Origin of the sequence: Nocardioides dongkuii (assembly GCF_014127485.1) — a bacterium.
In the GTDB taxonomy this organism is placed as follows: Bacteria; Actinomycetota; Actinomycetes; order Propionibacteriales; family Nocardioidaceae; genus Nocardioides; species Nocardioides dongkuii.
The window spans coordinates 2,988,859-3,014,873 of the sequence record NZ_CP059903.1 but is presented as its reverse complement, the minus strand read 5'-3'; the positions used below and the strand labels follow the sequence as shown (position 1 = coordinate 3,014,873).

The window sequence follows — 26,015 nt, the reverse complement described above, 5'->3', positions numbered from 1 at the left end:
GCCCTCGGTGGTTGAGCAGCGAGGAGCGCCAGCGACGAGCGTGTCGAAACCCCCGCAGCCTGCGAACCGACCGTGACCACCGTCGACCCACCGGGTTTCGACACGCTCAGGCGCCAGGGCGCCTTCGCTGCTCAACCACCGGGAGGCGGGGAGGCCCGGGTTGGTGACCCGTGGCACACCGGCCTAGGGTCGGGGGGTGTCAACGGCGACGCAGGTGGACAAGTCCGAGCTCCTCGAGAAGGCGACCGCGCTGGCGCGGTCCGGGACCGGGTCGGGGGGCCCGCCGCACGACCAGGTGGGCCAGCTGCTGCGCGCCTACTACCGCCACGTCGCGGCCGAGGACCTGGCCGACCGCAACGACGTCGACCTGTACGGCGCCTTCGCGTCGCACTACCGGCTCGCGCAGGAGCGCCCGCAGGGGACCGCCAGCGTCCGGGTGCTGACGCCCACCCTCGCCGAGCTCGGCTGGTCGGCCAACGGGCACTCCGTGGTCGAGGTCGTCGTCGACGACATGCCGTTCCTCGTCGACTCGCTGACCATGGAGCTCTCGCGCCAGCTGCGCGACGTGCACGTGGTCATCCACCCCCACTTCGACGTCGAGCGCGACATCACCGGCGCGCTCCGGGCGGTGCACGTCGTCGACGACGGCGCCGTGGACCCCCACGACGGCGCGGTCCGGGAGTCGTGGATGCACGTGGAGGTCGGGCGGGTCCCCGAGGCCGCCGACCTCGACGCGATCGTCGAGCAGATCCACCAGGTGCTCCGCGACGTCCGCGAGGCGACCGAGGACTGGCACCGCACCCGCGGCCGGATGCTCGAGATCGTCGAGGAGCTCGGCACGGAGCCACCGGCCGGCATCGACGCCGAGGAGGTGCGCCAGACCCGCGAGCTGCTGGGCTGGCTGGCCGAGGAGCACTTCACGTTCCTGGGCTACCGCGAGTACCAGCTCACCGACGACGACCACCTGCGCGCCGTCGCCGGCACCGGCCTCGGCATCCTGCGCGACGACCCCGACCTGTCGGTCGGCACCCGGCTGCCCGAGAAGGTCCGCGCCAAGGCCCGCGAGGAGACGCTGCTGGTGCTCGCCAAGGCGAACTCGCGGGCGACCGTGCACCGTCCGGCGTACCTGGACTACGTCGGCGTGAAGACGTTCGACGCCGCGGGCCGGGTCACCGGCGAGCGGCGGTTCCTGGGGCTGCTCTCCAGCACGGCGTACGCCGAGTCGCTGACCCGGATCCCGCTGCTGCGCGAGCGGGCGGCCGCCGTCCTCAAGCGCAGCGGCTACGACCCGCGCAGCTACGCCGGCCGCGCGCTGATGGACACCCTGGAGACCTACCCGCGCGACGAGCTCTTCCACACGCCCGTCGAGGAGCTCGCGCCGATGGCCGAGGCGGCGATGCACGCGAGCGAGCGCCGCGCCGTCCGCGTGATCATCCGGCGCGACACCTACGGGCGCTACGTCTCGGTGCTGGTCTACCTGCCGCGGGACCGCTACAACACCAGCGTCCGCGAGCGGTTCGCGCGGATCCTCCAGGAGCGGCTCGGCGCGGAGTCGGTGGAGTTCACGGTCCGCATCAACGAGTCGACGACCGCGCGCGTCCACTTCGTGGTGCACCTGCCCTCGGGCACCGAGATCCCCGACGTGGACACCGTCGACCTCGAGCGGCGGCTCGGCGACGCCTCGCGGTCCTGGCGCGACGACTTCGTCAGCGCGGTGATCACCGAGCACGGCGAGGAGCTCGGCGCCGAGCTCGGCCGGCGGTACGTCGACGCCTGGCCGGAGGCGTACAAGGAGGACTTCGCGCCGCGCACCGCGTCGGTCGACCTCGGCCGGCTGGAGGGCATCGAGGGCACCGACGGGATCGACCTGTCCCTCTACGAGCAGCTGGACGCCGGCCGCGGCGAGGCCCGGCTCAAGGTGTACCGGGTGGGCGAGCCGCTCTCGCTGTCCGCGGTGCTGCCGATGCTGTCCTCGATGGGCGTCGAGGTCATCGACGAGCGGCCCTACGAGCTCGCCGGCCTCGGCCGGCGCTGCTACGTCTACGAGTTCGGCCTGCGCTCCGGGCAGAGCCTGCCCGCCGAGTCCCGCGGGCTGTTCCAGGACGCGCTGCACGCGGTCTGGGACGGCTTCAACGAGATCGACGGCTTCAACGCCCTGGTGCTCGGCGCCGGCCTGACCTGGCGGCAGGCGACGGTGCTGCGGGCCTACGCCAAGTACATGCGGCAGGGCGGCTCGCCGTTCGCGCTGGACTCGATCGAGACGGCGCTGCGCGCGAACGTCGACATCACCCGGCTGCTGGTGCGGCTCTTCGAGGCCCGCTTCGACCCGGGCGCCGACCACGTCGCCGCCGACGCCGAGGAGCGCACCCTCCGCGTCACGGAGCTCGAGCGCCGGATCGAGCGCGCCCTCGACGACGTCGTGAGCCTCGACCACGACCGGATCCTGCGCTCCTACCTCACCCACGTGCGGGCGACGCTGCGCACCAACTACTTCCAGAGCATCGAGGGGCGGCCGAAGCCGTACATCAGCCTCAAGCTGGACCCGTCGGCGATCCCCGACCTGCCCGACCCGCGGCCGAAGTTCGAGATCTTCGTCTACAGCCCCCGCGTGGAGGGCGTGCACCTGCGCTTCGGGTCGGTCGCACGCGGCGGCCTGCGCTGGTCGGACCGGCGCGACGACTTCCGCACCGAGGTGCTCGGCCTGGTCAAGGCGCAGATGGTGAAGAACACCGTCATCGTGCCGGTCGGCGCGAAGGGCGGCTTCTACGCCAAGGCCCTCCCGGACTCCGGCGACCGGGACGCCTGGATGGCGGAGGGGGTGGCCTGCTACCGCACGTTCATCTGCGGGCTGCTCGACCTCACCGACAACCTCGTCGAGGGCACGACCGTGCCGCCGGCGGACGTCGTCCGCCACGACGGCGACGACTCCTACCTGGTGGTCGCCGCCGACAAGGGCACCGCGACGTTCTCCGACATCGCCAACGAGGTCGCCGGCGACTACGGCTTCTGGCTGGGCGACGCCTTCGCCAGCGGCGGGTCGGTCGGCTACGACCACAAGGCGATGGGCATCACCGCCCGCGGCGCCTGGGTCTCGGTGCAGCGGCACTTCCGCGAGCGCGGCATCGACAGCCAGGCCGAGGACTTCACCGCGGTCGGCATCGGCGACATGTCCGGCGACGTGTTCGGCAACGGCATGCTCTGCTCGGAGCACATCCGGCTGGTGGCCGCGTTCGACCACCGCGACATCTTCCTCGACCCGCACCCCGTCGCCGCCACGTCGTACGCCGAGCGCCGGCGGCTCTTCGAGCTGCCGCGGTCGAGCTGGCAGGACTACGACCGCGCGCTGATCTCCGAGGGCGGCGGCGTGCACTCCCGCGCGCTGAAGAAGATCGCGATCACCGAGCCGGTGCGCGCCGCGCTCGGCGTCGCCGACGGCGTCGCCTCGATGACCCCGGCCGAGCTGATGCGGGCGATCCTCACGGCGCCGGTCGACCTGCTCTGGAACGGCGGCATCGGCACCTACGTCAAGGGCAGCGCCGAGACCCACGGCGACGCCGGGGACAAGGCCAACGACCCGATCCGGGTCGACGGGGCCGACCTCCGGGCGGCGTGCGTCGGCGAGGGCGGCAACCTCGGGTTCACGCAGGCGGGCCGGATCGAGTACGCGCTGCAGGGCTGCGGCGGGGACGGCGGCCGGATCAACACCGACTTCATCGACAACTCCGCCGGCGTCGACACCTCCGACCACGAGGTCAACCTCAAGGTGCTGCTGGACCGCGTGGTCCGCGACGGCGACCTGACCACCAAGCAGCGCAACCTGCTGCTCGCGGAGATGACCGACGAGGTCGCGGGCCTGGTGCTGCGCGACAACTACGAGCAGAACCTCGCCCTGGCCAACGCCCTGGACCACTCGGCCTCGCTGCTGCACGTGCACGAGGACTTCATGAAGCGCCTGGAGTCCGAGGGCGTGCTGGACCGCGAGATCGAGGGCCTGCCGGACAGCCGCGAGGTGCGCCGGCGGCTCGACCGCGGCGAGGGCCTCACCGCGCCGGAGCTCTCGGTGCTGATGGCCTGGACCAAGATCGTGCTGGCCGACGAGCTGCTCGCGACCGACCTGTCCGACGACCCCTACCTCGACCTGGACCTCAAGGGGTACTTCCCGGGGCCGGTGCGCGAGGGGTTCGCCGCGCAGATCGAGGCGCACCCGCTCCGCCGCGAGATCATCGTGACCCAGGTGGTCAACGACCTGGTCAACGGCGCCGGCATCACCTTCTGGCCGCGGCTGTCGGGCGAGACCGGGGCGGACGCCCCCGAGCTGACCCGGGCCAACTTCGTCGCGCGGGAGATCTTCGGGTCGCTGCCGCTGCGCGAGGAGGTCGCGTCGTTCGACAACCGGCTGCCGGCGGTCGTGCAGACCCGGATGCGGCTGGAGATGCGCACCCTGGTCGAGCGCGCCTCGCGCTGGCTGGTCACCAACCGGCGCCCGCCGCTGGACAGCCGGGCGACCGTCGACCACTTCGCGGGACCGGTGCAGGCCGTGATGGCCGAGCTGCCGGACCTGATGATCGGCCGCGAGCTCGCGTCGTACCAGGCCCGGCGCGACCGGCTCGTCGGGCAGCAGGTGCCCGAGGACCTCGCGTCCCGGGTCGCGGTGCTGCCCCCGGCGTACATGCTCCTCGGCATCGTCGAGAACGCCGTGCGCGAGGGCCGCGACCCCCGCGACGTCGCGCGCGTGCACTTCGCGCTGGGGGAGCGGCTCGGGCTGCCGGGGATGGTGCAGCGGATCCTCGCGCTCCCGCGCCAGGACCGGTGGCAGACGATGGCGCGCGCCGCGCTGCGCGACGACCTGCACGGCGTGCACTCCGAGCTGACCGCCCAGGCGCTGCGGGCGACCTCCGACGACGAGTCCGCCCCCGCCCGGATCGCCAGCTGGGAGGACGGCGACACCGTCGCGGTCGCCCGGGCCGCCACCACGCTGGAGGAGATCTGCGCCGACGACCAGGCCGACCTGGCCCGGCTGTCGGTGGGCCTGCGGGTGGTCCGGGGACTGCTGTCGGCTCGCTGACGCCGGCCCGCGCGGACCAGTAGGGTCTGCGCGTGCCAGCCATCGAGGTCGTCGACCTGACCAAGACGTACGGCGACCTGCGGGCGGTCGACGGGGTCACGCTCGAGGTCGCGGAGGGCGAGTTCGTCGGGGTCCTCGGCCCGAACGGCGCCGGCAAGACCACCCTGCTGGAGATGGTCGAGGGCCTGCGCCGACCGGACTCCGGCAGCGCCACCGTGCTCGGCCTGCCCGCCTGGCCGCGCAACCCCGCGCTGCTCCCGCGGATCGGCGTCCAGCTGCAGGCCTCGTCGTTCTTCGAGCGGCTCACCGCCCGCGAGCAGATCCGCACCTTCGCCGCCCTGTACGGCGTGCCGGCGCGGGCCGCGGACGAGTGGCTGGAGCAGGTGGGGCTGGTCGACAAGGCCGACACGCGTGTCGAGGACCTGTCCGGCGGCCAGGCCCAGCGCCTCTCGATCGCGTGCGCGCTGGTGCACGACCCCGAGCTGGTCTTCCTCGACGAGCCGACCGCGTCGCTGGACCCCCAGGCCCGCCGCAACCTGTGGGACCTGCTCTCGGGCATCAACGAGGCCGGCCGCACGGTCGTGCTCACCACCCACCACATGGACGAGGCGGAGGCGCTCTGCGACCGGGTCGCGATCATGGACGCCGGCCGGGTGCTGCGCCTGGACACCCCCGCGGCGCTGGTGCGCGGCCTGGACGCCGCGACCCGGATCACCCTCGCCGACGGCGAGGTGCTGACCACGCGCGACCCGGCCGCCGAGCTGGCGCGGCTGGCCGGCGCGGGCCGCCTCGACGGCGTCCAGGTGCAGACCGGCACCCTCGAGGACGTCTTCCTCCAGCTCACCGGGCGGGAGTACCGCGCATGAGCCCGTTCGTGGCGGTCTCCCTGGCCATCGTGCGCGGCTTCGTCCGCGACCGCGCGTCGGTGTTCTTCTCCCTGGTCTTCCCGCTGATGTTCCTGGTGCTCTTCGGCGGGCTCTTCGCCGACCAGGGCCAGCCGCGCGTCGAGCTGGTCCAGGTCGGCGACGTGGCGCTGCTCGAGGAGATGCCGGACGACGGGCGCGCCGCGTTCGAGGAGACCTTCGAGGTCGAGAAGTCCGACGACCTGGACGCCGCGCTCGCGGAGGTCCGCAAGGGCGACGCCGACGTGGCGATCGAGATGCGCGGGGACACCCTCGTCGCCCACTACACCCAGACCGACCAGGTCCGGGCGGCCGTGACCCAGGGCGCGCTGCGTGCCTTCGTCGACGGCACGAACGTCGCCCTCTCCGGGGAGCCGCCGCGGTTCGCGCTGGAGACCGAGCCAGTCGAGGACGAGTCGCTGACCTCGATCCAGTTCGTCACCCCGGGCCTGCTCGGGTGGGCGATCGCGATGAGCGCCGCGTTCGGCGCCGCGGCGACGCTGCAGGGGTGGCGCGAGTCCAAGCTGCTGCGCCGCCTCCAGCTCGCGCCGGTCTCGGCGCGCACGGTCGTGGCCGCGCGGATCGCGGTGACGCTGCTGATCGCGCTGGTGCAGATGGCGATCTTCGTGGGCCTCGGCGCGGTCGCGTTCGGGCTCTCGCTGACCGGCTCGTGGTGGATGGCGGTGCCGCTGATCGTGGTCGGCACGCTGTGCTTCATGGCGCTCGGGCTGCTCGCGGGCGCGGTCACCACCACCACCGAGGGCGCCGTGAACGCGGCGAACTTCGTGGTGCTCCCGATGGCGTTCCTCAGCGGGTCGTTCTTCTCGCTCGACGCGGCGCCCGCCTGGCTCCGGGCGGTCTCCGACGTGCTCCCGCTCAAGCACCTCAACGAGGGCATGCTCGACGTGATGGTCCGCGGGGAGGGGCCGTCCTCGGCGCTGGCGCCGATGGCGATCCTGGCGGTCTTCGCCGTCGTGGTCACCCTGCTCGCCGCGCGCCTGTTCCGGTGGGAGACGAGCTGAGGTGAGCCTGCTCTGGACGACCCCGGCCGCCCGGGTGCGCCGGCTGCTGCGCCCGCTGACCGGCGCGCCGAGCCCGCTCGCGGGGCGCACCGTGCTGGTGACGGGTGCCAGCTCCGGCATCGGCGAGGCGACCGCGCGGGCGGTGGCGGCGCTGGGAGCGACGGTGCTGCTCGTCGCGCGCCGGGCCGAGGAGCTCGAGCGGGTGCGGCGCGCGATCGAGGACGGCGGCGGCCGCGCCGCGGCGTACGCCTGCGACCTGACCGACGGCGACGCGGTCGACGCGCTGGTCACGCGGGTGCTGGCCGAGCACGGCTCCGTCGACCACCTGGTCAACAACGCCGGCCGCTCGATCCGGCGCTCGCTGCACCTGTCCTACGACCGGTTCCACGACGTGGAGCGCTCGCTGGCGGTCAACTTCCTCGGGCCGGTGCGGCTGACGCTCGGGCTGCTGCCGGCCATGCGCGCCCAGGGCTCGGGGCACGTCGTGAACGTCGTGACCTGGGGGGTGCAGATGAAGGCGCCGAAGTTCTCGGCGTACATCGCCTCCAAGACCGCGCTGGACACCTGGAGCCGGATCGCCGGCCGCGAGACGTACGCCGACGGCGTGACGTTCACGAACATGCGGTTCGCGCTGGTGCGGACGGCGATGACCGCGCCGACCGAGGCGTACGCCGACCGCGGGATCAGCGCCGAGCAGGCCGCCGCACGGGTGGTGCGCGCCCTCGAGGAGCGCCCGGTCACGGTCGACACCGTCGCCGGCCGGGTCGGCGAGGTGCTGAACATCGCGGCGCCGCGGCTCAGCGACGCGCTGTTCTCGCGGTTCGACCGCCGGTTCCCCGACTCGCGGGCCGCGTCAGGCGAGCATCGTGGCCGCGGCCGAGACGCCGGCGACCACGACCAGCACCCGGAACAGCGTGGGCGGCAGGCGACGGCCGACGCGGGCGCCGGCGTACCCGCCGACGAGCGAGCCGGCCGCGAGCAGCACCACCGCTGACCAGGCGACGTCGGCGACGGCGATGAAGACCATCGAGGCGACGACGTTGCCGGCGCCGACCGCCAGCGTCTTGAGGCCGTTCACGACCCGCAGTTCGAGGTCGGTGCCGAAGCCGAGCACCGCCACCATCATCACCCCGCTGCCGGCGCCGAAGTAGCCGCCGTACACGCCGACGAGGGTCGCGAAGAACGTGGTGACGGGGGAGAGGTGGTGGCGGGCGGCCCGCTCCTCCTGGCCGCGGCGGAGCAGGCGGCTGATCGTCGGCTGGACGCCGACCAGCAGGCAGGTGCCGAGGATCAGGAACGGGACCACGGTCTCGAAGACGTCGGCGGGCAGCCCGAGCAGCAGCGCGGTGCCGAGCACCGACCCGGCGGCGCAGGTCAGCAGCACCACCAGCGCCACGCGGGGGTGCTCGCGCAGCTCGCTGCGGTAGCCGAACGAGCCGCTCAGCCCGCCGGGGGCGAGCCCGACGGTGTTGGAGACGTTGGCGACGACCGGGGGCAGGCCGACGGCGACCAGCACCGGGAAGCTCAGCAGCGAGGCGACCCCGATCGTGGACGTCAGGACGCCGGCCGCGAGGCCGGCAGCGAGGACCGCGAGCTGCTCGAGGCCGCTCACCCGGCAGGCTCGCGGAGCGCGCTCTCGATCCTCACGGCCGCCATCCTATTGACAGCAGGCCCGCGGGGCCGTCGGCTTGCCCCTGAGCCAGCCGCGTGACCGGGGTCACTCCGGGCTCGGCCGCGGCGCTCCGGGAAGGACGGATCATGGGACCGGAATGGGTGGCGATCATCGCGTTGGTCGCCCTGTTCGTCATCGGCACGGTGCTGCCGATCAACATGGGCGCGCTCGCCTTCGTGGCGGCGTGGCTGGTCGGGATGTACTCCCTCGACCTCGACGAGAAGGAGATCATCTCCGGCATCAGCGGTGACCTGATCCTGACGATCGTGGGGGTCACCTACCTGTTCGCCATCGCCCGCAACAACGGCACCGTCGACCTGATCGTGCGGACCGCGGTCAAGGCGGTCGGCGGCCGGGTCGTGCTGATCCCGTGGGTGATGTTCGGCGTGACCGCGGTGCTCACCGGCGTCGGTGCCGTGAGCCCGGCGGCGTGCGCGATCATCGGCCCGATCGCCCTCGGCTTCGCCGGGCGCTACGGCATCAACCCGCTGATGATGGGCATGTTCGTCGTCCACGGGGCCCAGGGCGGCGGTTTCTCGCCGATCAGCATCTACGGCTCGCTGACCAACTCGGTGATGGACGACGCGGGGCTGCCCAACAGCGAGCTGACGATCTTCCTGGCCAGCCTGGTGGTCAACCTGCTGATGGCCGGGATCCTCTTCGTCCTGCTCGGTGGGCGTGAGCTGATGGGCGTGCGCATCGACGCCGACGACCCCGACACCCTCGACGAGGACCTGCACCGCGGCGGCGCCACGGTCCCCGCCCGCGGCATGGGCGCCACCGCCCCGACCGGGACCCAGGCCCTCGGCGTACGTCGCGACCAGGTGCTCACCCTGGTCGCCTTCGTCGCCGTCGCGGGGATCGCGCTGGCCTACGACAAGAACATCGGCTTCGTCTCCATCACCGCGGCGGTCGTGCTCGCGATGCTCTCCCCGAACGAGCACAAGGACGCGATCAAGCAGGTCGCCTGGCCGACCGTGCTGCTGGTCGCGGGCATCAGCACCTACGCCACCATCCTCGAGACCGCCGGCTCCCCGGAGTTCGTCGGCGACTGGGCCGCCGGCCTCGGCGTCGCCGCCCTCGGCGCGCTGGTGCTCTGCTACGTCGGCGGGGTGGTGTCGGCGTTCGCCTCCTCGACCGCGCTCCTGCCCGTGATCATCCCGATCGGGCTGCCGCTGATCGCCGATGGCGGGATCAGCGCGGGCCTGTTCGTCGCCGCGCTGGCGGTGTCGTCCACCATCGTGGACGTGAGCCCGTTCTCGACCAACGGTGCTCTCATGCTGGCCAACAAGCCGGACACCATCACCGAGCCTGTGTACTACCGCCAGATCCTGACCTACAGCGTGATCGTCGTCCTCGCCGGTCCGCTCCTCGTATGGGCAGCCCTCGTGCTGCCGGGATGGTGACGCCATGACCGACCGGACCGAACGCTCCGGGCCGCTGGGCGACGTGCTCGTCGTCGACCTCACCCGCGCGCTCGCCGGGCCGCACGCCACGATGATGATGGGCGACCTCGGCGCGCGCGTGGTCAAGGTGGAGGCGCCCGGTCACGGCGACGACACCCGCGGGTGGGGCCCGCCGTTCGTGGGTCCCGACGACGACCAGCAGTCGACGTACTTCCTCTCCGCCAACCGCAACAAGGAGTCGGTCGCGCTCGACCTCAAGGACGAGCACGACCGCGACCTGCTGCTCCGGCTCGTCGACCGCGCCGACGTGCTCGTCGAGAACTTCCGCACCGGCGTCCTCGAGCGGCTCGGCCTCGGCATCGCCGAGCTCCAGGCGCGCAACCCGCGGCTCGTGGTGCTCTCGATCACCGGCTTCGGGCACGACGGCCCGGAGGGCGGCCGGGCGGGCTACGACCAGATCGCCCAGGGCGAGGCGGGGCTGATGTCGCTGACCGGCTCCGGCCCCGACGACCCGCAGCGGGTGGGGACGCCGATCGCCGACCTGCTCTCCGGCATGTACGGCGCGTACGGCGTGCTCGCCGCGCTGCACGAGCGGGCCCGCACCGGCGTCGGCACCGTGGTGCGGACCTCGCTGCTCGCCTCGGTGGTCGGGGTGCACGCGTTCCAGGGCACCCGCTGGACGGTGGCCGGCGAGGTCGGCCGCGCCCAGGGCAACCACCACCCCTCGATCGCGCCGTACGGCCTGTTCCGCTGCCGGGACGGCTCGGTGCAGATCGCCGTCGGCAGCGAGGGGCTGTGGCGGCGGCTGTGCGAGGGGTTCGGGCTGGATCCCGCGGCGCCCGGGCTGGCGACGAACAAGGAGCGGGTGGGCGCGCGGGACCGGCTGATCGGGGTCGTGGAGGCGGCGTTCGCCGACTGGGACGCCGAGCCGCTGCTCGCGCGGCTGGCGGAGGTCGGCGTCCCCGCCGGCAAGGTGCGGACCCTCGACGAGGTCTACGCCTGGGACCAGACCGCCAGCCAGGGGCTGCTGGTCGACGTCGAGCACCCCACCCTGGGGTCGGTGACGCTGCCGGGGCCGCCGCTGCGGTTCTTCGACGCCGACGGCACCGAGGTCACCCGGCGCGAGCACGCGGCGCCACCGACGCTCGACCAGCACGGCGGGTCCGTGCGGGCGTGGCTGGAGGCGGGGGAGTGAGCGGTCAGCGACGCTGGGGCGCGCAGGACCTGCTCGACCTGGTCCTCGACGAGGGCTCCTTCGAGTCCTGGGACGAGCCGGTCGACACCGGCCACCACGCCGAGGAGTACCGCCGCGCGCTGGCGGCCGCCGCCGACAAGGCCGGCACCGACGAGTCGGTGCTCACCGGCCGCGGGCTGGTCCGCGGCCGGCCGGTCGCGGTGGTCGCCAACGAGTTCCGCTTCCTCGCCGGCTCGATCGGGGTCGCCTCCGCGCGCCGGATCGCCTCCGCCGTGCGCCGCGCGACCGCGGCCGGGCTCCCGGTGCTCGCCACCACCGCGTCCGGCGGCACCCGGATGCAGGAGGGCACGGTCGCGTTCGTGGAGATGGTCGAGATCTCCCGGGCGCTGATGGACCACCGGGCGGCGGGGCTGCCGTACCTGGTCCACCTCCGGCACCCGACCACCGGCGGCGTCTACGCCTCGTGGGGGTCGCTGGGCCACGTGACGGTCGCCGAGCCCGAGGCGCTGGTCGGCTTCCTGGGGCCCAAGGTCTTCGAGGCCCTGAACGGCGAGCCGTTCCCGGCCGGGGTCCAGACCGCGGAGAACCTCGCCGCCAAGGGCGTCATCGACGGCGTGGTCACCCCCGAGGAGCTGCCGGCGCTCGTCGACGCCGCGCTGCGGGTGCTCGTCGACCCGCCCACGGCGCCGACGCTGGAGCGGCGTACGCCGAGGGAGCCGCGCGACCTGCCCGCCTGGGACTCGATCGAGCGCACCCGCGCCGCGGACCGGGTCGGGGTGCGCGACCTGCTGCGGCACGGCGCCGCCGGCACCGTGCGGCTGCGCGGCACCGACGAGGGCGAGCGCGACTCGACGGTCGTGGTCGCGCTGACCCGGATCGACGGGCAGCCCTGCGTGCTGGTCGGGCAGGACCGCAGCCGCCAGACCCGCGAGCACGCGATGGGCCCAGCGGCGCTGCGCGAGGCGCGGCGGGGGATGCGGCTGGCCGAGGAGCTCGGCCTGCCGCTGGTGACGGTGATCGACACCCCCGGCGCGGAGCTCTCGCCCCGCGCCGAGGAGGGCGCGATCGCGGGCGAGATCGCCCGGTGCATCGCGACGCTCACCACGATGACCGTCCCGACCGTGTCGGTCGTGCTCGGCCAGGGCTGCGGCGGCGGGGCGCTCGCACTGCTCCCCGCCCGCACCGTGGTCGCCGCCGAGCACGCCTGGCTCTCCCCGCTGCCGCCCGAGGGCGCCAGCGTGATCGTGCACGGCGACACCACGCACGCCGCGGAGATGGCGGCCTCCCAGCGGGTCCGGGCGCGTGACCTGCTCGCCGCCGGCACCGTCCAGCACGTCGTCCCGGAGATCGACGACGAGCCCGCCGCCGACCTCGCGCTCGCGGTCGCCGCCGAGATCGGGCACCAGCTGCGCGCGGGCGGGTGACGCCGGCGTTGCGGGACGTCATACGGGTTGGCGGTGATCGCGACCTGAGCGGCTGACGTCCCGCGGGACGTCGTACGTCGTGGCGGTGATGGCGACCATGTCGTATGACGTCCCGGGGCGGCGCGGGCGGGTGAGCGCTACCCGTCGAGCTCCTCGTCGCCGCGCCACCGCAGCACCAGGACGGTGCCGACGGCGACGAGGAGCGGCCCGAGGGCGATCACCAGGACGAGGAACCCCTCGCCGCCGTGCAGCGCGCCCATGTGCAGCGGCGTCACGTCACACCCCCACGGGCGCGCCACGGTCCGCGTCGACGCCGGGGCGCGGAGCGCGGGCGTACCGGCTGACGCCCCAGCCGAGGCCGAGGACCAGCAGCAGGCTGCAGAGCAGCACGACCGAGCCGGCGGCCAGCCAGAGCCAGCCGGGGACGTCGTCGTCGAGCTCGCGCTGCAGGACGAGCTTCTCCTCGTCGAAGGCGCGGGCCTCCTCGGCCACGGGGATCTCGGGCTCGTCGAGCGCGGAGTCCTCCGGCAGGTAGAGCGGCATCGCGGAGAGGTCGCGCCCGTCGTGCAGGCGGATCATCGTCTTCCAGGTGCCGTCGGCGGGGAACGGCTCCGTGGTCCGCCACACGTCCGGCGAGACCTCCTCGAGGTGCTGGACGTGCAGGCCGTCGCCGCCGCCGCCCTGCCAGGCGGTCACGGTCACCCACGCGGGGTCGCCGTCGGCCGGCTCGCGGTCGAAGCGGAACTCCGCCTCCACCTGGCGGCCGTCGGCGGTCTGCTCGTCGCTCGTCACGGTCGCCGTGGCGGTGAGCTCCGTGGGCTCGGTGGCGATGACGCCGTTGGTCACGCACCCAGCGATCACGAGCAGCGCGCCGGCGAAGAGCAGCCGCGGGCGGGGGAGGGTCGGGAGCTCGCGGCGCAGCCCCAGCACCATCATCCCGGCGAGCAGGCCGGCCGCGGTCCCGCCCAGCGTCGCGAGCAGGACGCCCTCGACGAGGATGTCGGAGGTCCAGGGAAGCCGGAAGGCGGCCTGGGTCCAGGCGTACTCCGCCGCGAACCCGACCGTCCCGATCAGCACGCCGCTGACGACGCCGACGCGCAGCGGCCGGTGCGCCCAGCGCAGCGCGACCAGCTCCACGATCAGTGCCTCCACGACGTAGAGCGGCACGGCGGCCCACAGCTCGCCGAGCACCGGGCCGACCAGGATGCTGACGCCGCCCCGGACCGCGAGGTAGAAGGCGACGGCGACGAGGGCGCCGCCGCGGCCGACCCAGAGCCGGGCGACCACGAGGCTGAACGCGGCGGCGACCGCGATCAGCAGCGGCTGGAGCACCAGCCGGAACTGCGGGACGCCGAAGTCGAACTCGGCCTGGAACACGCTGGTGCCGATCAGCAGGCCGCCGACCAGGAAGCCACCGAGCAGGTACGACGTCCAGCCGGCGAGCCGGCCGCTGCGTACGCCGGCGGTCCGCCCCTCCTCGAGCAGCACCGCCATCGCGACCAGCGAGAGGCCGGCGCCGCCGATGAGCATCAGGTGGGTGGGTCCCCACAGCGTCACGTCCTGGCCGAAGATCCGGTGCCACACGTCGTCGAGGGGGAAGCCGAGCAGGGCGTAGGTGCCGGCGCCGGTCAGCAGCAGGCCGCCGGCGGGGGCCCGCCAGCCCGGCGCGAGCCGGACGCCGGACGGGCCGACCTCGTCCTGGCGGGGGAGCGCGCAGGCCAGCACCCCGGCGGCGGAGATGCCGAAGAGACCGAACAGGATCGGGTAGTGCGCGGGGTTGGCGAGCGGGCCCTCGTCGCGACCGACGCCGATGTGCAGGGCGATGTCCCAGTACATGCCGATCAGCGCGGTGATCAGCGAGACCATCGCCACCATCAGCGGGATGCTCGCCCAGGCCGCGATCCCGCCCATCCACGGCGATCGGTCCACGCGGGTCAGCAGCCGGTCGAGCGCCTTGAGCCGGCCGGAGCGGTGGCCGAGGACGACGACGGCGAGCACGATCGTCAGGGCCAGGGCCATGCCGGAAGCGATGGCGACCTGGTCCAGGGACGCGGCGCCCGCGGGCCGGTCCTCGACGACGGCGGGGAGTATCGAGATTGCTTGCACGGATTGATGTAACACCGAAATATGCAACATCGCAATGGGTAACATCACACCGTGTCCGAGGAGCCCGAGGTCTTCGTCGTCGAGGAGCTGTCCCGACGCACCCAGGTCTCGGTGCGCTCGCTGCGCTCCTACCAGTCCCGAGGCCTGCTGCCGCCCCCGGAGCTGCGCGGCCGGACCGGCTGGTACGGCCCCCAGCACGTCGCCCGGGTGCGGCTGATCCAGGACCTGCGGGCCGCCGGGATGAAGCTCGACGGGATCGCCCGGATGCTCGACGAGGATCCCGGCGCCGACGAGCAGCTGCTCGCGTTCACCCAGCAGGCCCGCGGGATGTTCGGGGACCCCGCCCCGCGGGTGACCACGGTCGAGGAGCTGATCGAGCGGTTCCAGGTCCGCGACGACGAGGCGATCGCGGTGGTCGAGGCCGCCGTCCGCCTCGGCCTGCTGCGCGAGACCCCGGACGGCCAGGTCGAGGAGCTCGCGCCCCGCCTGCTGGCGGCGGGCGAGGCCGCGATGCGCTCGCTCCAGCTGACCGCCACCGAGGCGCTGGACCTCCTCGGTCGGCTCCGCCGGCACGCCGACGGGGTGGCGAAGATCTACGTGGAGCTCTTCGTGGAGCGGGTCTGGGAGCCGTTCGTCGCCTCCGGGCGGCCTCCGGAGCAGTGGGCGGACGTCCAGCGCTCGCTCGACGCGCTGCGCGACCTGGCCACCGAGGCGCTGGACGCGACGTTCGAGCTCGCGATGTCGCGGCGGGTCGACCAGACCCTCGGCCGCGGGCTGCTGGACCCCGGCGCGGGCTGAGTCTTCGGCGTCAGCCGACGCGGGTCGGCGCCGGCTGCTGCACCGACCAGCGCTCCAGCTCGCGCTCGTCGAAGAACTCCTGCCAGGGACGGCCGGACGCGTGCCACGCCTCGTGGCGGGCCGCGAAGGCCGCCGGGACCTCGGCCCAGCACCGCTGGCAGTAGGAGTGCTCCTCAGGCATGCGGAGACCGTAGGGCCGCGCCGGCCCGGATGCGGGGACATCCGCCGGGTCGACCGCGACCGGTCTGGTCAGGCGCTCAGCTGGCCTTGCGCGCCGCGGCCTTCTTGGTCGCGGTCTTCTTGGCGGTCGACTTCTTCGCGGCTGTCTTGGCGGGGCCGGACTTCTTCGCAGCGGTCTTCTTCGCCCCCGAGGCGGACTTCTTCGCCGCGGGCTTCTCGTCGGAGTCGTCGGCCGCGGTCTCGCCCCGGCCCTTCTTGGCCGCGTCGACCGAGCGCTGCAGGGCCGCGAGCAGGTCGACGACCTCGCCGGAGGACTTGGTGGAGGTGGGGGTGCGCTTGACCTCGCCGCCCTCGACCTTCGCCTTGACCAGGGCCTCGACGGCGCCGGCGTAGTCGTCCTCGAACTCGCTGGCGTCGAAGTCGCCGGCCAGCGTCTCGACCAGCATCGTGGCCATCTTGACCTCGGCGGGCTTCACGTCGCCGGCCTCGATCGAGAAGTCGGGGGTGCGGACCTCGTCGGGCCACATCATCGTCTGGAGCACGATCACGTCGTCGCGCACGCGCAGCACCGCGACGGTGGTGCGCTGCCGCAGCGCGACCGTCACCACGGCCATCCGGTCGGCGTCGAGCAGCGCCTGGCGCAGCAGGGCGTAGGGCTTGGCGCCGGTCTTCTCCGGCTCGAGGTAGTAGGACTTCTCGAACAGCAGCGGGTCGATCTGGTCGCTCGGGACGAACTTCTCCACGGCGATCTCGCGCGAGGACGTCGACGGCAGCTCGGCCATGTCGTCGTCGGTGAGGATGACCATCTCGCCGTCCTCGGTCTCGTAGCCCTTGGCGATGTCGGCGTACGGGACCTCCTCGCCGTCGATCGAGCAGACCCGCTGGTACTTGATCCGCCCGCCGTCCTTGGCGTGCACCTGCCGGAACGAGACGTCGTGGGACTCGGTCGCGGCGTACAGCTTGACCGGCACGCTGACCAGCCCGAAGGACACCGCGCCCTTCCAGATCGCACGCATGGGGGAAGCCTCTCTGGTTGCTTGACCACTGGAGTAACCGACGTGCGGACCGGGCACGCCTCGACGATCCATCGCTCCCCGGCATGATGACGCCATGCGCCCCATGCTCGCCACCCATGCCGAGCACGTGCCGCCCGGCGAGGAGTGGCTGCACGAGGTGAAGTGGGACGGCGTCCGCGCGCTCACCGAGGTGGTCGACGGGACGCTGCGGATGACCAGCCGCAACGAGAACGCCATCACGATCGCCTGGCCCGAGCTCGCCACCAGCCCGCTGGGCGACCGCGACCTGCTCGTGGACGGCGAGATCATCGCGCTCAACGAGCGGGGGCTGCCGGACTTCCGCACCCTCCAGGACCGGATGCACGTGCGCAAGGCGACCTCGGCCGCGCGGCTCGCCGAGCAGGTGCCGGCCATCTACATGGTCTTCGACCTGCTCCGGCTCGACGGGCGCGACCTGACCGACCAGCCGCTCGAGGCGCGCCGCGCGCTGCTCGAGGGGCTCGGCCTCGACGGCGCGTGGCAGGTGCCCGCGGCGTACGACGACGGCGCGATGCTCTTCGACGCCACCCTGGCCCAGGACCTCGAGGGGATCGTCAGCAAGCACCGGACGTCGCGCTACCGGTTCGGGGAGCGCACCACCCTGTGGCGCAAGCACGCCCACCGGCACCGGGTCACGTACGTCGTGGGCGGCTGGCGCCCGCAGGAGGGCACCACCGACCGGCTCGCCGCCCTGCTCGTCGGCGAGCCGACACCCGAGGGGCTGCTCTACCGTGGCCGCGTGGGCAGCGGGATCGGCGCGAAGCAGAGCCGCGCGCTGACCGAGCTGGTGGCCGGTCTCGGGCGCGACGCGAGCCCGTTCGCCGACGAGGTGCCGCGCGTCGACGCCCGCGGCACACACTGGCTCGAACCGGTGCTCGTCGTCGACATCGACACCCACGGTCGTGGGTACTCCCGTCTGCGTCAGCCGTCCTTCCAGGGCGTCCGCACCGACCTCACCCCGGAGGACCTCTGATGCCGTCCGGTACGGAGGTCCACGTCGACGTCGACGGGCGGACCCTGCGGATCACCAACCTCGACAAGGTGCTCTACCCGCGCACCGGCACCACCAAGGGCGAGGTCCTGCACTACTACGCCCAGGTGGCGCCGACCCTCCTCCCGCACCTCGCCGACCGCGCCGTCACCCGGATCCGGTGGCCGCACGGGGTGCAGGACTCCAGCTTCTTCGAGAAGAACACCCCGCCCGGCACGCCGTCGTGGGTGCGCACGGTGACCGTGCCGACCACCGGCTCGCGCGGCTCCTCGCGCCACGGCGACACCCTCGTCTTCCCGGTGGTCGACGACCTCGCGACGCTCACCTGGCTGGTCAACCTGGCCTCGCTCGAGCTGCACGTGCACCAGTGGCGGGTCGGCCGCAACGGCCGGCCCCGCAACGCCGACCGCCTGGTCATCGACCTCGACCCGGGCGAGCCGGCCGGCCTGCACGAGTGCTGCCAGGTCGCGCTGCTCGTGCGCGACCGGCTGGCCGAGCGCGACCTGGACTGCCGCCCGGTGATGAGCGGCAGCAAGGGCCTGCACCTGTACGCCGACCTGCCGGGCCGGATGCCGTCCGAGGGCTCCACGGCGCTGGCCCGCGAGATCGCCGAGGGGCTCCAGAAGGAGCGGCCCGGCGAGGTCACCGCCACCATGACCAAGGCCAAGCGCGGCGGCAAGGTGTTCCTGGACTGGTCGCAGAACGCCGCCTCGAAGACCACGATCACGCCGTACTCCCTGCGCGGCAAGGAGCGGCCCTACGTCGCCGCACCGGTGTCCTGGGACGAGGTCGCCGCCGGCGCCGAGGACCCCCTCGGGCTCGAGCAGCTCACCTTCGACGAGGTGCTCGCCCGCATCGAGGAGCGCGGCGACCTGTTCGCCACGTGATTTCCGGGTGAACAGCGGCCCCGGGGCCGCAGGGTCCTGTTACCGAAGTGTGGATCGACCGTAGAAGCGGCGTTCCTCCACGGTGGCGTCTTCCTCCGTAGCGTTCACGGCGCTGGGCGGGCGTGACCATCACCAAACCTGGCCGACGGTGACGCAGCAGAACCTCGGCCGCGCCGCACTGGGGGGAGTGCGGGACGGCCCAGGGAGACGACGGTTCGTCCGGCGGGTCCGGGGGGAACCGCCGGACGAACCGATCGTCGTCTCCCGACCCTCACCCCGACCCGACCGCACCTGTCACGCCGAGCCACACGAGGACGTCTTGGAGATCGCGCCGGTTCCACGCCGGCCCCCGGTGTCGACGGGAGGCCGCGTCCTCGTGGTCCTCGGGGTCCTCTCCCCGCTCGTGGTCCTGGTCCTCGTCCCGATGATGCTCGGCATGGACCGGTACGTCGTGACCGGCGACGCGATGGACGGCACCCTGGACCGCGGCTCGTTCGTCTTCGAGCGCCCGGTGCCGAGCAGCGACCTCGAGGTCGGCGACGTGATCACCTTCCGGCCGCCGGGCAGCGACCCCGACAGCCGGGTCACCCGCCGGCTCGTTGAGCTCCAGGACGGCATCGCGCACACCCGCGGCGACGCGCTGGCCACGGTCGACCCGTGGACCCTGCGCCTCGACGAGCCGACGACCTCGAAGGTCGTGCTCGTCGTCCCGTACGTCGGCTACCCCTTCGTCAGCGAGGTCGGCCGCCTCGTCTGGGTGGGGGTCACGGTGGCGGCGCTGCTGAGCCTGCTGACCGCCGCATTCGCGCGTCGGCGCCGCCGGACCCCGGCGATGTCACGGGTCCTGGCCTGATCGCATCCCCATGCACCCTATGCTCGCCGCATGGCCCCACGAGTGCTCGTCGTCGAGGACGAGGAGGACATCGCGTTCCCCCTCGTCCGGACCCTGGAGCGCGAGGGGTACACCGTGGTCTGGGTCGACTCCGGGCAGCGCGCGCTCGACGACCTCGTCAAGGCGCCGGCCGACGTGGTGATCCTCGACCTCGGACTCCCCGACATGGACGGGCTCGAGGTCTGCAAGCGCGCCCGCGAGGCGGGCTTCGGCGGGGCGATCATGATCGTCACGGCGCGCGCGGGCGAGCTGGACCGGGTGGTCGGCCTCGACTACGGCGCCGACGACTACCTCTCCAAGCCGTTCGGCCTCGCCGAGCTGCAGGCCCGGGTGCGCGCCCTGCTGCGGCGTACCTCCGGCAGCGCCTTCGGCCAGGACGACGTGCCCGACGGCGGGCTGCGCATCGACGTCGCCGCCCGGCGGGTCTACGCCGGGGACGACGAGGTGCCGCTGACCGGCAAGGAGTTCGACGTCCTCAAGATCCTGGCGTCCAACCGCGACAAGGTCGTCTCCCGCGGCCGGCTGATGGCCGACGTGTGGGACGAGAACTGGTACGGCTCGACCAAGACGCTCGACGTGACGATCGGGCGGCTGCGGCAGAAGCTCGAGAACGTCGGGGTCTCCGAGAAGGTGGTGGCCGTCCGGGGCGTGGGGTTCCGCCTCGAGGGCGCGGCCGATGCGTGAGCGGCTGGTCGCCTGCTTCGTCGTCCTCGCCCTGCTGCTCCTCGTCTTCTTCGGCGCCGTCCGCGGGTACACCCTCGGCAACGAGCTGCGCGAGCTCGAGAGCGCCCGCGTCCACGAGCGGGCCGCCACGCTGGCCGCGGTGGTCGAGGCCCGCGCGGCGGCCGGCGAGAAGCTCGGCCCCCGGTTCCTCGACGGGCTGGTCCGGTCCGACGAGCTGCTCGTGCTGGACACCCGCGGTGCCACGGAGATCGAGGCCCGCGGCCAGGAGTACGACGACGCGGACGGCCTCATCCTCGCGACCTCCGACTCCGACGAGGGCGAGCTGACCGTCGCCGTCGGCGACCACCGAGTGAGCGACCTGATCATCGGCGACCCCTGGGCGCTGGCCGTGCTGGTGGTGCTCTCCCTCCTCGGCGCGGCGGTCGCCGGCCTGCTGGTCGCGCGGGCGCTCGGTGCGCCGTTCCGCCGGCTCGCGGACGCCGCGGGGGCGCTGGGCCGCGGGCGCTTCGACCTGGACCTGCCCACGACCCGGATCCCGGAGGCGCAGGCGATCGCCCGCTCGCTGAGCACCAGCGCCAACCAGCTGCGCGACCGGCTGCGGCGCGACCAGGACTTCGCGGCGCACACGTCGCACTCGCTGCGCTCCCCGATGACCGGCCTGCGGCTGGAGGTCGAGGAGCTGACGCTGCGCGACGACCTGCCGGCCGACGTCCACGAGACCCTGGTCCGCACCCTCGCCGGCATCCAGCACGTCGACCGGGTCGCGGGCGAGCTGGTCGACCTCCAGCGCGGGAGCCTCGTGGAGAGCGCACAGGTCCCGCTCGGCGACCTCGCCACCCAGGTCGCGCAGCGCTGGGCGGACCGGCTGGCGCTCGACGACCGCGAGCTGACCGCCGCGGTCGAGGGCGAGCTCGACCAGTGTTACACCCCGGGACCGGTCGAGCACCTGCTCGACCTGGTGCTGGTCCAGGTGCTGACGGTGAGCCGCGGCGGCGTACGCCTGGTGCTCGACGGCGCCACCGGCGGCCACCTGCGGATCTCGATCACCACCGAGCGCTCCTCGGTGGGCGACGCGGACCCCTTCGACGCGGCCCGAGCGGTGTGCGAGGCGCTCGGCGGCCGGTGGACCGGCACGGAGCCGATGGACGGGCTGACGATCTTCCTGCCTCGTCGCTAGGGGCCTCCTGGGGCCCGGGTCGGCTAGGTTCGCTCGCATGCGACGCGACCACTGGCGGCGGACCAACGACGCGCTCGACCCCGAGACGGCGTACGCCGAGATCTACCGCAACGTCGTCATGCACGAGTTCCCCTGGGACATGAACCAGGCGCTGAGCTTCGCGCTGTTCCGCACCTACGCCGTCCCGGGGATCGGGGCGCTGCTGGACCGCACCGGCGAGTTCACCCAGCGCGTCCAGAAGCGGTACGACGACACCGCGCTGCTGCTCGAGGTGCCGTTCTCGCGGGGCTTCGAGGACCCGGAGGCGCGCGCGGCGATCCGCCGGATCAACCAGATGCACCACGCCTACGACATCCCCGACCACGAGATGCGCTACGTGCTGAGCACCTTCGTCGTGGTGCCGAAGCGGTGGCTCGACGACTACGGCAAGCGCCCCCTCACGCCGGTGGAGGAGCGCGCGTCGGTCAACTACTACCGCCAGCTCGGGGCGCACCTGGGCGTCCGGGACGTCCCGGAGACCTTCGCCGCGTTCGCCGAGCTGATGGACTCCTACGAGGCCGAGCACTTCGGCCACGACCCGGGCGGGCGGCGGGTCGCGGACTCCACGCTGGCGCTGCTGCTCACCTTCCACCCGGCGTTCGCGTCGCGCGCGGTCGAGGTGTTCAGCCGGGCGCTGATGGACCAGCCGCTCCGCGAGGCGCTGGGGTACGCCGCGCCGCCGCGCCCGGTCGAGGCCCTCTCGCGCCGGCTGCTGCGGGCGCGCGGCGTCGCCCTGCGCGCGTTCCCCGCGCGGCGCACGCCGAAGCGGGTCGAGGACCTGCCCTGGATCCGCAGCTACCCCGACGGCTTCCGGGTCGAGGAGCTCGGCTCCTTCCCGGCCCGCGGCTGCCCGCGCTGACCCGGGCGCGGCTCAGCGCTGCGCGGGCGACGGCGCGGTGTCGGCGTCGGTGAACGGGCGCCCGCCCCCGACGGTGTCGCTGACCTGGGCGCCGTCGAGCACGCGGTACGGCGCGGGGCCGCTGGCCGCGCGGGTGCGCAGCGCCGCCACGGGCACGGTGTCGCGCCCGGCGACGAGCAGCAGGTTGCCGGGCCGCCGGCCGCGCAGGGTCGCCGGCTCGGCGCTCAGCATGGTCACCGGCAGCGCCGCGCGCACGGCGGCGACCACCCGGCGGGTCCACGCGAACGGGGCGGCGTCGGTGAGGTTGAGCAGCAGCAGCCCGCTGGCGGCCAGCACCCGCGCGTACTCCGCGGCGCACTCCGCCGTGACCAGGTCGCCCGGCACCCGGCCGTCGGCGAACGCGTCGACGACCACGAGGTCCTGCGACCCGTCGCGGACCGCGGCCAGCCCGCTGCGGCCGTCGACCGGGCGCACCTTGATCCCGCTCTGGCGGGGGAGCGGCAGCTCGCGGCGCACCAGCTCGGTGACGTCCGCCGCCGGCTCGAGCACCACCTGCGCCGACCGCGGCCGCGTGTGCGCGACGTACCGGGGGAGGGTCAGGCCCGCGCCGCCGACGTGCAGCACCCGCGCCGGCGCGCCCGGCGTACCCCACGCGTCGACGACGTCGCCGATCCGGCGTACGTAGTCGAAGGCCAGCCGGCCCGGGTCGTCGAGGTCCACGTGGGACTGGTCGTGGCCGTCCATCCGGAGCACGAACGCGCCCGCGCGCTCGGTGGGCACGATCTCGGCAGGCACCCGTCCATCATCGGGGGTCGAGGCCGCGCCGGTGCACGAGCCACCCGACCACGATCAGCACCACGCCGGACGCGAGGAACGCGAGGTCCCACGAGAGCGGTCCGCCGAGGTCGTCGCGCACGTGGTGGACGCCGAGCAGCTGGTGGTCGACCAGGCCCTCGACGAGGTTGAAGATCCCCCAGCCCGCGATCACCAGGCCGAGGTGGAAGGACCAGCTGGGCGCGAGTCGGCCCTGCCGCCACTGCGCGATCGTCACGATCGAGGCGCCGACGACGATGAACCAGGTGGCGATGTGGAAGAACCCGTCGGCCATCGTGTTCACCTCGAGCCCGGCGAGGGTGCGCGGGGACTCCACGTCGCTGATCATGTGGTGCCACTGCAGGATCTGGTGCAGGACGATCCCGTCGATGAACCCGCCGAGGCCGAGCCCGTACATCAGCCCGGCGGCGCGGGACGGCGGCTCGCCGGCGTGCGTGGTCGTGGCCATGCCCGGTGGTACCCGGCCGCGCGACGCGCACGCGGCGCGCTTGGGGAGGACGCGGGAGGATGGGGGTCATGAGCATGCGCGCGGTGGAGACCTGGCTGACCGACATGGACGGCGTGCTGGTGCACGAGGATGTGCCGATCCCGGGGGCGAAGGACTTCCTGGACGCGCTGAAGGAGTCGGGCCTGCAGTTCATGGTGCTGACCAACAACTCGATCTTCACCCCGCGCGACCTGCGGGCGCGGCTGCTCCGCGGCGGCATCGACGTGCCGGAGGAGGCGATCTGGACCTCGGCGCTGGCGACCGCGCAGTTCCTGCACGAGCAGCGGCCCGGGGGCACGGCGTACGTCGTGGGGGAGGCGGGGCTGACCACCGCGCTGCACGACATCGGCTACGTGATGACCGACCGCGACCCCGACTACGTGGTGCTGGGGGAGACCCGCACCTACTCCTTCGAGGCGATCACCCGGGCGATCCGGCTGATCGACGCGGGCGCGCGGTTCATCGCGACCAACCCCGACCCGAGCGGGCCGAGCCAGCACGGCAAGCTGCCTGCGACCGGGTCGGTGGCGGCGCTGATCTCGACGGCGACGGGGCGGTCGCCGTACTTCGTGGGCAAGCCGAACCCGCTGATGATGCGCAGCGCGCTCAACAAGCTCAACGCGCACTCCGAGACGACCGTGATGATCGGCGACCGGATGGACACCGACATCATCAGCGGCCTGGAGGCGGGCCTGCGCACGATCCTGGTGACCACCGGCTCGACTGCGCCGGAGCAGGTCGAGACGTTCCCCTACCGCCCGACGCGGGTCTTCGACTCCGTCGCCGACGTGCTCGAGCTGGTGCGCGGGACGGTCTGACTGGTGTCCCGATGGCGGTCGTGCCGGTGACGCGCCGACCGGATCTGGCACCCCTCTGTGTCAAGAAGCTGCCGGGAGCGGTGTCTTAGGGTGGGTTCTGGCGGGTCCGGGAAGTGGCTTGTCCGAAGAGTTGGTGTGGGGCTGTGAGCCGGCCGCGCTGGAGTCAGAGTCGTTGCCCCGTTGCCCTCCCGGGCCCGTCCTCGAACCCGCCGCGGCATGGGTGATCGTGTCGTCGAGCATGGTCTTGTAGACGATGTTCGACAGCCGCCGCTTCAACGCCCGCATCGCCTCCATCGACGTCTTCCCTTCGGCTTTGCGGCGGTCGTAATAGGCCCGGCCCTCGGTCGCGTTGCGCAGTTGAACGGTCGCCATGATGTGCACAACCCGGTTGATCTGACGGTTCCCCTTCCGCGACAGCCGGTGCCGGACCTGGTCACCCGAGGATGCATCGATGGGTGCGGTTCCGTTCCAGGACGCGAAGTGGTCGCGGTCAGGGAACCTGGTGATGTCGCCGACCTCGACGAGCAGCCGGGCAGCACCTGACGGTCCGATGCCGTGCAGATCCAACAGGTTGGTGCCGGTCGCCTCGACCAGCTCGGTCAGCTCCTTGTTCGCGGCCTTCTTCCGCGCATAGATCCGTTCAAGGTCGGTGACCAGCTCGGCAGCGACCCGACGGCGGGTCTTCCCGACGACATCGCGGGGTCGGACCTTTGCCAGCAGCGCCTTGGCCTGGGCTGCGGAGAGGTCCTTCTTCGCCCCGCCGGGGATCAGCTCGAGCAGCAGCTGGTGCAGCTGGGAGGTCTTGCGGGTGTGCTCATCACCCAGCGAGCGGCGGCGGTCGACCAGCAGTCGCAGCACCGCGAGCTGCTCGTCATTGACCACCGGTCGTAGCCCGGCCATCCGGGTCCCGACCAGCGCGATGGAGTGGGCGTCGGTGGCGTCGGTCTTGCGTCCTTGCCCGGTTGAGAACGCCCGGATCCGCGCCGACAGCTTCGGTGGCACGTCGAGGACCTCCTCACCGGTAGCGAGGATCCTCATCGCGACGTGGTGCCCGATCCCCGAGCAGCCCTCGATCGCCCAGACACGGTCCGGGAACTGGCTGACATAGCGCCCCATCGCGGCGAACCCGGCCTCGTCGGTGGCGTACCGGCCGCCCCCGAGGAAGGACTCGTCGGCCGTCATCACCTCGATCGTCACCGACCGCTTGTGCGGGTCCATCCCAATCACCACACGGCTGCCGCCGCCAAATGCGTCGATCATCTGCTCCTCCGATGCTCGCTCCATCACTGGGTTGTCGAGCCGGGAGGGCAACGCTGCTTAGAGCCGGGCAATCCCCTCTTGAGCCTCTCCTGGCCCTGGCGACGCCCGGGTCACGCAGGCCAAAAGAGAGCCACACGAACCCATCACTGAGCAGCGTGGGCAGCCGATGTGAGAGCGACGACCCGGGCGCCTGGACCGAGCCTCGCCAGGCAACCGGTCCTGGGTCAATGGAACAAGCAGCCGATGACAGTGCGGCAGGGGT

At 73.1% G+C, this 26,015-nt stretch carries 22 protein-coding genes and 1 pseudogene; 15 read left to right on the top strand and 8 right to left on the bottom strand.

Going from position 1 to position 26,015, the window contains the following annotated elements; translation table 11 throughout:
* Positions 1-196: 196 nt before the first annotated feature.
* The 4 genes and pseudogenes from H4O22_RS14530 to H4O22_RS20640 all read left to right on the top strand — a co-directional run.
* Positions 197-5,065: an NAD-glutamate dehydrogenase gene (locus H4O22_RS14530; protein ID WP_182524087.1), complete on the top strand. Its 4,869-nt coding sequence runs from the start codon at positions 197-199 to the stop codon at positions 5,063-5,065.
* Between the two features lie 32 nt (positions 5,066-5,097).
* Positions 5,098-5,931 carry an ABC transporter ATP-binding protein gene (locus H4O22_RS14525; RefSeq protein WP_220451172.1) on the top strand — a complete coding sequence of 278 codons (834 nt, stop codon included), beginning with the start codon at positions 5,098-5,100 and terminating at the stop codon, positions 5,929-5,931.
* Positions 5,928-6,989 (top strand): ABC transporter permease, encoded by a 1,062-nt coding sequence (locus H4O22_RS14520; protein WP_182524086.1) that lies wholly within the window; start codon positions 5,928-5,930, stop codon positions 6,987-6,989. The genes H4O22_RS14525 and H4O22_RS14520 overlap by 4 nt, the downstream gene beginning before the upstream one ends.
* A 1-nt stretch (position 6,990) precedes the next feature.
* Positions 6,991-7,653 (top strand): annotated as a pseudogene (locus tag H4O22_RS20640) (SDR family NAD(P)-dependent oxidoreductase); the annotation flags it as partial.
* Positions 7,654-7,842: 189 nt separating this feature from the next.
* On the opposite strand, the gene H4O22_RS20635 reads toward H4O22_RS20640, so the two are convergent.
* The gene (locus H4O22_RS20635; protein ID WP_244962978.1) at positions 7,843-8,601 is read right to left on the bottom strand and encodes a sulfite exporter TauE/SafE family protein; all 759 of its coding nucleotides are present in this window, start codon (positions 8,599-8,601) and stop codon (positions 7,843-7,845) included.
* A gap of 146 nt (positions 8,602-8,747) precedes the next feature.
* Between H4O22_RS20635 and H4O22_RS14505 the strand changes: the two genes are divergently transcribed.
* Genes H4O22_RS14505 through H4O22_RS14495 form a run of 3 tightly spaced genes read left to right on the top strand, consistent with a single transcriptional unit; the run spans position 8,748 to position 12,686 of the window.
* Entirely contained in the window at positions 8,748-10,067 is a 1,320-nt protein-coding gene (locus H4O22_RS14505; RefSeq protein ID WP_182524084.1) for an SLC13 family permease, read from the top strand.
* 4 nt (positions 10,068-10,071) lie between these two features.
* Positions 10,072-11,262: a CaiB/BaiF CoA transferase family protein gene (locus tag H4O22_RS14500; protein ID WP_182524083.1), complete on the top strand. Its 1,191-nt coding sequence runs from the start codon at positions 10,072-10,074 to the stop codon at positions 11,260-11,262.
* A complete protein-coding gene (locus tag H4O22_RS14495) occupies positions 11,259-12,686 on the top strand; it encodes a carboxyl transferase domain-containing protein (protein WP_182524082.1) in 1,428 nt (475 codons plus the stop codon). The genes H4O22_RS14500 and H4O22_RS14495 overlap by 4 nt, the downstream gene beginning before the upstream one ends.
* Positions 12,687-12,823: 137 nt before the next feature.
* On the opposite strand, the gene H4O22_RS14490 is transcribed toward H4O22_RS14495, so the two are convergent.
* Together H4O22_RS14490 and H4O22_RS14485 are read right to left on the bottom strand one after the other, a co-directional pair.
* The gene (locus H4O22_RS14490; protein ID WP_182524081.1) at positions 12,824-12,961 is read right to left on the bottom strand and encodes a hypothetical protein; all 138 of its coding nucleotides are present in this window, start codon (positions 12,959-12,961) and stop codon (positions 12,824-12,826) included.
* 1 nt (position 12,962) lies between these two features.
* The gene (locus H4O22_RS14485) at positions 12,963-14,837 is read right to left on the bottom strand and encodes a hypothetical protein (protein WP_220451171.1); all 1,875 of its coding nucleotides are present in this window, start codon (positions 14,835-14,837) and stop codon (positions 12,963-12,965) included.
* 6 nt (positions 14,838-14,843) lie between these two features.
* Here H4O22_RS14485 and H4O22_RS14480 point away from each other — a divergent pair, with 6 nt between their 5' ends.
* Complete coding sequence (locus H4O22_RS14480; protein ID WP_182524080.1) at positions 14,844-15,590, top strand: MerR family transcriptional regulator; 747 nt, start codon at positions 14,844-14,846, stop codon at positions 15,588-15,590.
* Between the two features lie 10 nt (positions 15,591-15,600).
* On the opposite strand, the gene H4O22_RS14475 is transcribed toward H4O22_RS14480, so the two are convergent.
* Both H4O22_RS14475 and ku read right to left on the bottom strand, forming a co-directional pair.
* Positions 15,601-15,771: a hypothetical protein gene (locus H4O22_RS14475; protein WP_182524079.1), complete on the bottom strand. Its 171-nt coding sequence runs from the start codon at positions 15,769-15,771 to the stop codon at positions 15,601-15,603.
* 76 nt (positions 15,772-15,847) lie between these two features.
* On the bottom strand, positions 15,848-16,786 hold the full coding sequence (gene ku, locus H4O22_RS14470; protein ID WP_182524078.1) for a non-homologous end joining protein Ku: 939 nt from the start codon (positions 16,784-16,786) through the stop codon (positions 15,848-15,850).
* A 94-nt stretch (positions 16,787-16,880) separates the two neighbouring features.
* Between ku and ligD (H4O22_RS14465) the strand changes: the two genes are divergently transcribed.
* The 6 genes from ligD (H4O22_RS14465) (at position 16,881) to H4O22_RS14440 (ending at position 22,354) form a co-directional block, all read left to right on the top strand.
* A complete protein-coding gene (gene ligD, locus H4O22_RS14465) occupies positions 16,881-17,798 on the top strand; it encodes a non-homologous end-joining DNA ligase (RefSeq protein WP_182524077.1) in 918 nt (305 codons plus the stop codon).
* Entirely contained in the window at positions 17,798-18,703 is a 906-nt protein-coding gene (gene ligD / locus H4O22_RS14460) for a non-homologous end-joining DNA ligase (protein WP_182524076.1), read from the top strand. The genes ligD (H4O22_RS14465) and ligD (H4O22_RS14460) overlap by 1 nt, the downstream gene beginning before the upstream one ends.
* Before the next feature lie 352 nt (positions 18,704-19,055).
* A complete protein-coding gene (locus H4O22_RS14455; RefSeq protein WP_182524075.1) occupies positions 19,056-19,556 on the top strand; it encodes a S24/S26 family peptidase in 501 nt (166 codons plus the stop codon).
* A 30-nt stretch (positions 19,557-19,586) separates the two neighbouring features.
* Positions 19,587-20,279: a response regulator transcription factor gene (locus H4O22_RS14450; protein ID WP_182524074.1), complete on the top strand. Its 693-nt coding sequence runs from the start codon at positions 19,587-19,589 to the stop codon at positions 20,277-20,279.
* Complete coding sequence (locus tag H4O22_RS14445) at positions 20,272-21,456, top strand: histidine kinase dimerization/phospho-acceptor domain-containing protein (RefSeq protein ID WP_182524073.1); 1,185 nt, start codon at positions 20,272-20,274, stop codon at positions 21,454-21,456. The genes H4O22_RS14450 and H4O22_RS14445 overlap by 8 nt, the downstream gene beginning before the upstream one ends.
* A gap of 37 nt (positions 21,457-21,493) precedes the next feature.
* Complete coding sequence (locus tag H4O22_RS14440) at positions 21,494-22,354, top strand: oxygenase MpaB family protein (protein ID WP_182524072.1); 861 nt, start codon at positions 21,494-21,496, stop codon at positions 22,352-22,354.
* 12 nt (positions 22,355-22,366) lie between these two features.
* Here H4O22_RS14440 and H4O22_RS14435 read toward each other — a convergent pair whose 3' ends face one another.
* Both H4O22_RS14435 and H4O22_RS14430 read right to left on the bottom strand, forming a co-directional pair.
* Positions 22,367-23,149 carry a spermidine synthase gene (locus tag H4O22_RS14435; RefSeq protein ID WP_244962977.1) on the bottom strand — a complete coding sequence of 261 codons (783 nt, stop codon included), beginning with the start codon at positions 23,147-23,149 and terminating at the stop codon, positions 22,367-22,369.
* Positions 23,150-23,156: 7 nt separating this feature from the next.
* Positions 23,157-23,636, bottom strand: a complete 480-nt coding sequence (locus H4O22_RS14430) for a DUF2243 domain-containing protein (RefSeq protein WP_182524071.1) — start codon at positions 23,634-23,636, stop codon at positions 23,157-23,159.
* Positions 23,637-23,704: 68 nt separating this feature from the next.
* Here H4O22_RS14430 and H4O22_RS14425 point away from each other — a divergent pair, with 68 nt between their 5' ends.
* The gene (locus tag H4O22_RS14425; RefSeq protein ID WP_425325966.1) at positions 23,705-24,493 is read left to right on the top strand and encodes an HAD-IIA family hydrolase; all 789 of its coding nucleotides are present in this window, start codon (positions 23,705-23,707) and stop codon (positions 24,491-24,493) included.
* Positions 24,494-24,553: 60 nt separating this feature from the next.
* Here H4O22_RS14425 and H4O22_RS14420 read toward each other — a convergent pair whose 3' ends face one another.
* The gene (locus H4O22_RS14420; protein WP_220451170.1) at positions 24,554-25,777 is read right to left on the bottom strand and encodes an IS110 family RNA-guided transposase; all 1,224 of its coding nucleotides are present in this window, start codon (positions 25,775-25,777) and stop codon (positions 24,554-24,556) included.
* Positions 25,778-26,015: the final 238 nt, after the last annotated feature.

Coding starts and splice junctions, on each gene's coding strand:
- H4O22_RS14520 (WP_182524086.1), top strand. CDS start 5,928: ATGAGCCCGTTCGTGGCGGTCTCCCTGGCCATCGTGCGCGGCTTCGTC.
- H4O22_RS14505 (WP_182524084.1), top strand. CDS start 8,748: ATGGGACCGGAATGGGTGGCGATCATCGCGTTGGTCGCCCTGTTCGTC.
- H4O22_RS14500 (WP_182524083.1), top strand. CDS start 10,072: ATGACCGACCGGACCGAACGCTCCGGGCCGCTGGGCGACGTGCTCGTC.
- H4O22_RS14485 (WP_220451171.1), bottom strand. CDS start 14,837: ATGTTACCCATTGCGATGTTGCATATTTCGGTGTTACATCAATCCGTG.
- H4O22_RS14475 (WP_182524079.1), bottom strand. CDS start 15,771: ATGCCTGAGGAGCACTCCTACTGCCAGCGGTGCTGGGCCGAGGTCCCG.
- ku (WP_182524078.1), bottom strand. CDS start 16,786: ATGCGTGCGATCTGGAAGGGCGCGGTGTCCTTCGGGCTGGTCAGCGTG.
- ligD (WP_182524077.1), top strand. CDS start 16,881: ATGCGCCCCATGCTCGCCACCCATGCCGAGCACGTGCCGCCCGGCGAG.
- ligD (WP_182524076.1), top strand. CDS start 17,798: ATGCCGTCCGGTACGGAGGTCCACGTCGACGTCGACGGGCGGACCCTG.
- H4O22_RS14450 (WP_182524074.1), top strand. CDS start 19,587: ATGGCCCCACGAGTGCTCGTCGTCGAGGACGAGGAGGACATCGCGTTC.
- H4O22_RS14445 (WP_182524073.1), top strand. CDS start 20,272: ATGCGTGAGCGGCTGGTCGCCTGCTTCGTCGTCCTCGCCCTGCTGCTC.
- H4O22_RS14440 (WP_182524072.1), top strand. CDS start 21,494: ATGCGACGCGACCACTGGCGGCGGACCAACGACGCGCTCGACCCCGAG.
- H4O22_RS14430 (WP_182524071.1), bottom strand. CDS start 23,636: ATGGCCACGACCACGCACGCCGGCGAGCCGCCGTCCCGCGCCGCCGGG.
- H4O22_RS14425 (WP_425325966.1), top strand. CDS start 23,705: ATGAGCATGCGCGCGGTGGAGACCTGGCTGACCGACATGGACGGCGTG.
- H4O22_RS14420 (WP_220451170.1), bottom strand. CDS start 25,777: ATGGAGCGAGCATCGGAGGAGCAGATGATCGACGCATTTGGCGGCGGC.